Below are 8,088 nucleotides of genomic sequence, written 5' to 3'. Positions count from 1 at the left end.
GGCGTCTCAGATCAAAAGCAGAGCACGGCGGCCTAGTAGCCGACCTGAGTGGTTAAAGCAAAAGCGAAAAGCGGATTTGCATGCACCTGGGATCTGCTTCTCTGTGGGAGCTGGCTTGCCTGCGATGCAGACACCTCGGTGTGTCAGGTACACCGAGTTGATGCCATCGCAGGCAAGCCAGCTCCCACACTGGACCGTGCCGTTGTAGGCCCTCTTCATCTTTTTATGGTCATTTATGGAAAAGTCAAAGATTCGCAAAATTGGAATGCTCGCGGTGTTGGCTGCTGCCATTGGCCTGGTGGTGTACACGGTGCAGGCACCCGCCGATGCGCCGCAGTACCTCACTGCCACGGCTGAGCGCGGTGATATCGAGAATGCGGTGTTGGCCACCGGGTTGCTCGAAGGCATCAAGCAGGTTGATGTTGGCGCGCAGGTGTCGGGGCAGTTGAAGTCGCTCAAGGTCAAGGTCGGCGACAAGGTGAAGAAGGGCCAGTGGTTGGCGGAGATCGACCCGCTGATTCTGCAGAACACCTTGCGTAAAGCCCAGGTGGATGAGGAAAACCTGCAGGCCCAGCGCCGCGCCACGGCGGCGCAGCTCAAGCAGGCCAAGTCGGTGTATGAGCGCTATAAGGGCTTGCAGGTGGATGAGTCGGTATCGCGCCAGGATTTTGAAGACGCCGAGTCGACCTTCCAGGTGCAGCAGGCCAACCTGTTGTCCCTGGATGCGCAGATCAAAAGCGCGCATATCCAGATCGACACCGCCAAGGTCAACCTGGCGTATACGCGCATCATCGCGCCCATCGACGGGGATGTGGTCGGCATCGTCACCCAGGAAGGCCAGACCGTGATCGCCAACCAGTTGGCGCCGGTGCTGCTCAAGCTGGCCGACCTGGACACCATGACCGTCAAGGCCCAGGTGTCGGAGGCCGATGTGATTCATATCAGCCCTGGCCAGCAGGTGTATTTCACCATTCTGGGTGAAGCCGACAAGCGCTACTACGCCAAGCTGCGCGGCACGGAGCCGGCGCCGCAGAACTTCCTCGAAACCCAGACGGCCGGCACGCCCAAGCAGAACACCGCGGTGTTTTACAACGCGCTGTTCGACGTGCCCAACCCGGACCATCGCCTGCGCATCGCGATGACCGCCCAGGTGCGCATCGTGCTCGACACCGCCCAGGCGGCGTTGATGGTGCCGGTGGCGGCGCTCGGCGCGCGCAACAACGACGGTACTTACCCGTTGCGGGTGCTGGACGCCAAGGGCAAGGCGCTGTCGCGGGATGTGAAGACCGGCATCAATAACAACGTCAAGGTGCAGATCCTGGAAGGCCTGGCCGAGGGCGACAAAGTCGTGATCGGCGATGCCACCCCAGCCGTGGCGGGGAACTGAGCCATGACCCAACCCCTGTTGGAACTCAAGGGCATTACCCGCAGTTTCATGGCTGGCGAACGCGAGTTCATCGCACTCAAGGGCATCGACCTGACGATTCATGCCGGCGAAATGGTCGCGATCATTGGCGCCTCGGGCTCGGGTAAATCCACCCTGATGAATATCCTCGGTGGCCTGGACTACGCCACCGCCGGCAGCTACAAGATCAACGGCATCGAGACCCGCTCGCTGGGCGATGAACAGTTGGCGGAACTGCGCCGTGATTACTTCGGGTTTATCTTCCAGCGCTACCATTTGCTCGCGCACTTGAGCGCCTTGCACAACGTGGAAATGCCGGCGATCTACGCCGGCACGCCCGAGAACCAGCGGCACAGCCGCGCACGCGATCTGCTCACGCGCCTGGGCCTGGCGGGGCACACCACCCACCGCCCGAGCCAGCTCTCCGGTGGCCAGCAACAGCGCGTGAGTATCGCCCGGGCCTTGATGAACGGCGGTGAAGTGATCCTCGCCGACGAGCCCACCGGCGCCCTCGACACTCACAGCGGCAAAGAGGTGATGCGCATCCTCGCCGAGCTGCACGCGGCCGGGCACACGGTGATCATCGTCACCCACGACCCCAAGGTGGCGGCGAACGCCCAGCGCATTGTCGAGGTGTGCGATGGTGAAATAGTCAGCGACAAGGCCAATGACAGTGTGGGTCTGGAGTTGCCCAGCGAGGCGCCGATCGAACCCAAACGCAGCGGCGCACGGCGTCTGGTGGCGAGCCTGGGGTTGTTCAAGGAGGCCTTCAATATGGCCTGGGTTGCGCTGATTTCCCATCGCATGCGCACCTTGCTGACCATGCTGGGTATCGTGATCGGCATTACCTCGGTGGTGTCGATTTCGGCGATCGGCGAGGGGGCCAAGCGGTATGTGCTCAAGGACATCCAGGCGATTGGCAGTAACACCATCGATATCTTTTCCGGCACCAGTTTCGGCGACAGTCGGGCGTCGGCCATCGAGACATTGATGCCGTCGGATGTGGAGGCGTTGAACCAGCTGTATTACGTCGACAGCGCTACGCCGGTGGTGGGGCGCAACCTGTTGCTGCGTTTCGGCAATATCGACCTGGATGCGCAGGTGAACGGCGTCAGTGATCGGTATTTCAAGGTGAAGGGGCTCAAGCTCGAGGCCGGGATTGCCTTCAGTGAAAGTGATGCGCGGCGTCAGGCGCAGGTGGTGGTGATTGACCACAACACGCGGCATCGCCTGTTCGGGCCGAATGTGGACCCGCTGGGGCAGGTGATTCTGGTCGGCAACCTGCCGTGTACGGTGATCGGGGTGACGGCTGATAATAAAAACATGTTCGCTGCCAGCAAGGCGTTGAACGTGTGGGTGCCTTATGAAACGGCGGCGGGGCGCTTGTTGGGGCAGCGGCATCTGGACAGCATTACCGTGCGTATCAAGGATGGGCAGCCGAGCAAGGTGGTGGAAGACAACGTCAACAAGCTGATGCTGCAGCGGCATGGGACCAAGGATTTTTTCACCAATAACCTCGATAGCATCATGCAGACGGTGCAGAAAACCAGCCGGTCCCTGGCGCTGTTGTTGTCGCTGATTGCGGTGATTTCGTTGTTGGTGGGTGGGATTGGGGTGATGAATATCATGCTGGTATCGGTCACTGAGCGCACCCGTGAGATTGGGATTCGCATGGCGGTGGGGGCGCGGCAGTCGGATATTCGCCAGCAGTTTCTGGTGGAGGCGGTGATGGTGTGTTTGATCGGCGGGGTTATTGGGATTTCGTTGTCTTACGCCATTGGTTATCTGTTTTCGCTGTTTGTGAAGGAGTGGGAGATGGTGTTTTCGGTGGGGTCGATTGTGACGGCGTTTGCGTGTTCGACGTTGATCGGGATTGTGTTTGGTTTTGTGCCGGCACGTAATGCGGCGCGGTTGGACCCGATTGAGGCGTTGGCGCGGGATTGATTTTTGCTGGCAGTGTTTGATTGGGGTGGGGGGTGGTTTGCTGGTGTACATATCCGTTGCTGCGGTAACGGCGGCCTATGGTTCCGCTCTTACAGCGGGTCACTTTTGGCAAACGCCCCAAAAGTAACCAAAAGGTCTTCGCCCCACCACTCGGTGCCTCGCCTAGGCTCGGCATGCCCTCACTCCGGCTTGAATCCGTGGGCCGCCGCGATGGGCCATCCTTGGCCCAGCGCGGCTAACCCGGCGTCCTGCCGGGTTACCCACGCATTCAAGCCTGCGTTCGGCCATCGTGGTTGACGGGGCGCCTCAGATCAAAAGCAAGATCAAAAGCAGAGCACGGCGGCCTGAAAGCCGACCTGAGTGGTTGAAGCAAGAGCCAGGTCAAGTGCAAGTCAAAAGCCTCTCTACCTGATGCAACTCGATCCAAATGTGGGAGCGGGCTTGCTCGCGAAAGCGGTGGGTCAGTTACAAATGAATTGACTGACCCACCGCATTCGCGAGCAAGCCCGCTCCCACAGTTGACCGCATGCATTTTTGAATATGAGGTCGGCTGCAGATTTGCATGCACTGAAGAGCTGCTTTTCTGTGGGAGCTGGCTTGCCTGCGATGCAGACACCTCGGTACATCAGGTACACCGAGTTGATGCCATCGCAGGCAAGCCAGCTCCCACCTTTGACCGAGTATGGCTCTGCTGTTGCTGTTGCTGTTGCTGTTGCTGTTGCTGTTGCTGTTGCTGTTGCTGTTGCTGTTGCTCTGGCCCTTACATCCTTTTCGATGACGAAGTCAGCGGTCTTTTGATCTGAGCTTTTGATTTTGATCTTGATCTTGATCTGAAATCGCCCCGTCAAACACGATGGCCGGAATTCGACAGTGATTTGGGGGGTAAACCGGCAAGGATGCCGGTTTAGCCGCCCCGCGCCATGGATGGCGCGTGGCGGCGGCCCCCCAAATCACTGTCGGATTGCGGGCATGCCGAGCCACAGCGAGGCACCGAGTGTTGGGGCGAGGACCTTTTGGTTACTTTTGCGTCCTTGCAAAAGTGACCCGCTGTAAGAGCGGAACCATAGGCCGCCGTTACCTAAATAACGGATATGTACTCCGACAAACCACCCCACAAAACTCTGCCGTGATCTAGAGATCCGCGGCCCCCCCCTCATCACCCGCATACATCCACCGCAACAACGAATGCCGCCCACTGATCCCCAGCTTGATCGCCGCCCGCTTGAGGTAGCTTTCAATCGTGTTGACCTTCAACGCCAACTGCTCCGCCAACTCCGGTGCAGTCCGCCCGGCCAGCAAGCCCACACACACTTCCAGCTCACGGTTGGACAAGGTCAACCCCGATTGCACCAAGCGCTCTTCAATACGCCGACGCAAGGTTTCAAGCCCCTGATTTTCCGCCACCACAGGCGACCCGTCCTGGCGGCACGGCTGGATCGCAGTGATGTGCTTCTCGACCATGGGCAGAAGCAGCGTAGAAAAATCCTGCAGCATGCTGCGTTCCTGCGGCGAAAAACTTTCTGATTGATGCGAGCGATACACCGACAGCACATACCGCACATCGTCCTTGCGGCGCGTAAGGTGCAATTGGGCGGCGGGTTGTTCTTCGCCCAGCGCCGCCGCCGAGTCGGTGTAGACCGGGCTGATCCGGCGCCGGGTGTGCCCTTCGGCGCTGACCTGCAGTTGGGTGATATGGGTGGCGTCCACTGCCAGTTGGGTCAGGATCAAGTCATGCAGCATGCGCGGGAAATGGCGGCTGCCGGTGCTGGCGATGACTTTGCCGATATGGGGGAACAGGTGTGAGTTCATCAGTTCGTCCATGAATGTCGAGTGCGGGGATTCATCCTTATAACGACGGGGTTTAACAAGGTAACCAAAGTGAATAACCTACAGTGATAATGCACCCGCCGAGCACCTATGCTAGTACAGCCTGGGAAAAGCAGGGGGATCCAATCGGCAAAAAAACCAGATTAAAACGCATAACGACGGTCGGACCAGTCCGACCATTGTCTGTGGGAAAGGATTACCTCAACCGTAGGCCTTATTTCACGGCGTGTTCTTCCACCACGGCGCGGCCCGGTGCCGTACGCGTGCATTTGGCCAGGGCCTGGTGGATATCGGCCAACAGGTCGGCGATGTCTTCAAGCCCGACCGACAAGCGCACCAGGCCTTCGCTGATACCGTGTTGTGCGCGTTCTTCGGGGGTGTAGGTGGAGTGGGTCATGCTCGCCGGGTGTTGGGCGAGCGACTCGGCGTCGCCCAGGCTGACGGCGCGGGTGAACAGGTTGAGGGCATTCATGAAGCGCCGGCCGGTGTCGATGCCGCCCTTGAGTTCAAACGCGATCATGCCGCCGGACTGCTTCATCTGCCGCGCCGCCAGGGCGTATTGAGGGAAAGAGCGCAGGCCCGGGTAAGTCACCCACTGCACGGCAGGGTGGGCCTGCAACGCTTCGGCCACCGCCTGGGCGTTACTGCAATGGCGGTCCATGCGCAGGGCCAGGGTCTTGAGGCCGCGCATCAGCAAGGATGCGTCCTGCGGTGACATCACTGCGCCGGTCAGGTCCTTGAGGCCTTGCAGGCGAATGCGTTGCGCCAGGGCCTGGTTGCTCACGGCGATACCGGCGGTGATATCGCCATGGCCGCTGAGGTACTTGGTGGCCGAGTGCACCACCACATCGGCCCCCAGTTCCAGCGGCCGTTGCAGGTAGGGTGTGCAGTAGGTGTTGTCGACCACCACGATGATATTCGGCTGCTGGTGCGCCAGCTCGGCCACGGCGGCGATGTCCACCAGGCGCAGGTTGGGGTTGGCCGGGGTTTCGCAGTAGACCATGCGGGTGGCGGGGGACAATGCCGCGCGCAGGGCGGCCAGGTCGGTGAGGTCGACGTGTCGCACCCGGATGCCGAACTCGGCAAGGCCATGGTGCAGCAGGGCAAAGGTGCAGCCATACAGGGTCTGGCTGACGATCACCTCATCGCCCGGGCGCAGCAATGTCCAGAACGTCGCGGCAATTGCACCCATGCCGGAGCTGAAGGCCACGGCGGCTTCGCCGTTTTCCAGGGTGGCCATGCGTGATTCCAGCAGTGCCAGGGTCGGGTTGGAAATGCGTGTGTAGAAGTGGCCGCCGGCGTCCCCGGCAAAACAGGCAGCGCCATATTCGGCAGTCGGGAACGCGAAGGTGGCCGATAAATAGATCGGCGGTACGAGGGCGCCGTGATGGTCCTTGGGGTCGTAACCGTGATGGATGGCGCGGGTAGAAAAGCCGAATGTAGTGTGTTTATTGTTCATGTCGGACGCTCCTTATTTCCTACAATGCTATGCTCATAACTGAAGTTGAACATTGCAAAAAACCCAGGAAAATCCCGGATTACGGGGCGAATCAGCGACAAAAACAACAAATAGAGGCACGTTATGCCCGTGAGTCTGGACCGCACCGACAAAACCCTTTTAAACGCCTTGCAAGGCAACGCCCGCCTGACCGTGGCCGAGCTTGCCGACCGCGTGGCCCTGACCACTTCGCCGTGCTGGCGACGGGTGCGCAACCTGGAGGAGAGCGGGGTGATCAGCGGCTACCAGGCGATCCTGTCGCCCAAGGCGCTGGGGTATGGCGTGACGGCATTTGTCAGCATCATGATGGAAAGCCACACCCAGGACATCGCCCGGGCGTTCGAGCACCGGCTGCTGGAGATTCCCGAGGTCGTCGCGTGCCATAACGTGTCGGGGCGCTATGACTTTTTGCTCGAGGTGGTGGCCAAAGACCTGGAGTCGTTCGGCGAATTTGCGCGTGAGGTGTTGCAGACGTTGCCCTGTGTTAAAGAAATCTACTCGAGTTTTTCCTATAAGTCGGTGCGGCCTTTGCGGGTGATTCCGCTACCGGGCTGAAGCGGCCTCATGCACGCCCTCAGTCGACCTTCAAATACCCGCGTGGCGTGCACCCGGTCATGCTCTTGAAGAAGGCGATCAACGCGCTGTCACTGGCAAAGCCCAACTCGAACGCGCAGTAGCCGAGGTTGCGCCCGATGGCCAGCAGTTCAATGGCCCGCATCAAGCGCCACTGCTGGCGCCATTGCTGATAACCAAGGCCGGTTTCCCGCAGGAATATCCGGCCGATGGTCTTGGTGCTGGCGCCTATCTGTTGTTCCAGCGCTTGCAGGGTCGGCGGCAACCTTTGCAGATCCGCGAGCAAGGGCGCCAGGCGTTTGTCATGGGGCAAGGGCAGGAGCATCGGTTGTGCGGTGGCCGCCTGGATTTCATCCAGGCACAGCGCGAGCAAATGCGCGTAGCGGCCCGTTTGCCAATCGGTGTCGAAGGGCGCCATCGCTATGGGTTCCAGCACCGCGCGCAGCAACGGGCTGACCTCGATCACTCCAACCTGCGGGGGCAATTGATCGGCCAGTGCCGGGCTCAGATACACCGAGCGATAGTCCACGGTTTTGTGCATCACCGCGCGATGCGGCACGCCACACGGGATCCACGCAGCGCGCGAAGGCGGCAGCAGGCACAGTTGGTTGTCGAGGGTGATACGGGTGCACCCTCGGCGGGTGAACAGCAGTTGCCCGCGCTGGTGGCGGTGCAAGCCGGAGTCGTGATCACCGAGCAAGGCGGCGATGCCGATGACCGGCGCTGCCAGGTGGTCGGGATCGAAAGGGGCGTCGGCGGTGAGCCAGGCCATAGGTTGTCCGATTTGATGGGTAAATTGTCAAAGTCTGGATAATACCCCAATCCACAGTCCTTACACTTC

6 protein-coding genes are annotated in these 8,088 nt (G+C 60.3%); 3 read left to right on the top strand and 3 right to left on the bottom strand.

The window, feature by feature from the left end:
• Window positions 1-235 precede the first annotated feature (235 nt).
• Together macA and QF043_RS16105 are read left to right on the top strand one after the other, a co-directional pair.
• Complete coding sequence (gene macA / locus QF043_RS16110) at window positions 236-1,387, top strand: macrolide transporter subunit MacA (RefSeq protein ID WP_307419317.1); 1,152 nt, start codon at window positions 236-238, stop codon at window positions 1,385-1,387.
• 3 nt (window positions 1,388-1,390) lie between these two features.
• Complete coding sequence (locus QF043_RS16105) at window positions 1,391-3,349, top strand: MacB family efflux pump subunit (RefSeq protein WP_307419316.1); 1,959 nt, start codon at window positions 1,391-1,393, stop codon at window positions 3,347-3,349.
• Between the two features lie 1,131 nt (window positions 3,350-4,480).
• Here QF043_RS16105 and QF043_RS16100 read toward each other — a convergent pair.
• Window positions 4,481-5,158: a helix-turn-helix transcriptional regulator gene (locus QF043_RS16100; protein ID WP_307419315.1), complete on the bottom strand. Its 678-nt coding sequence runs from the start codon at window positions 5,156-5,158 to the stop codon at window positions 4,481-4,483.
• 232 nt (window positions 5,159-5,390) lie between these two features.
• Entirely contained in the window at window positions 5,391-6,635 is a 1,245-nt protein-coding gene (locus QF043_RS16095) for a methionine gamma-lyase (protein ID WP_307419314.1), read from the bottom strand.
• 123 nt (window positions 6,636-6,758) lie between these two features.
• On the opposite strand from QF043_RS16095, the gene QF043_RS16090 reads away from it, so the two are divergent.
• On the top strand, window positions 6,759-7,229 hold the full coding sequence (locus QF043_RS16090) for an Lrp/AsnC family transcriptional regulator (RefSeq protein ID WP_307419313.1): 471 nt from the start codon (window positions 6,759-6,761) through the stop codon (window positions 7,227-7,229).
• Window positions 7,230-7,248: 19 nt separating this feature from the next.
• Here QF043_RS16090 and QF043_RS16085 read toward each other — a convergent pair whose 3' ends face one another.
• Complete coding sequence (locus tag QF043_RS16085; protein WP_307419312.1) at window positions 7,249-8,019, bottom strand: helix-turn-helix domain-containing protein; 771 nt, start codon at window positions 8,017-8,019, stop codon at window positions 7,249-7,251.
• Between the last annotated feature and the right edge of the window lie 69 nt (window positions 8,020-8,088).

The organism is Pseudomonas sp. W3I7 (assembly GCF_030816095.1).
Lineage (GTDB): Bacteria > Pseudomonadota > Gammaproteobacteria > Pseudomonadales > Pseudomonadaceae > Aquipseudomonas > Aquipseudomonas salomonii.
The sequence above is the reverse complement of the archived record's forward strand: the minus strand, read 5'-3'. Positions and strand labels throughout refer to the sequence as shown.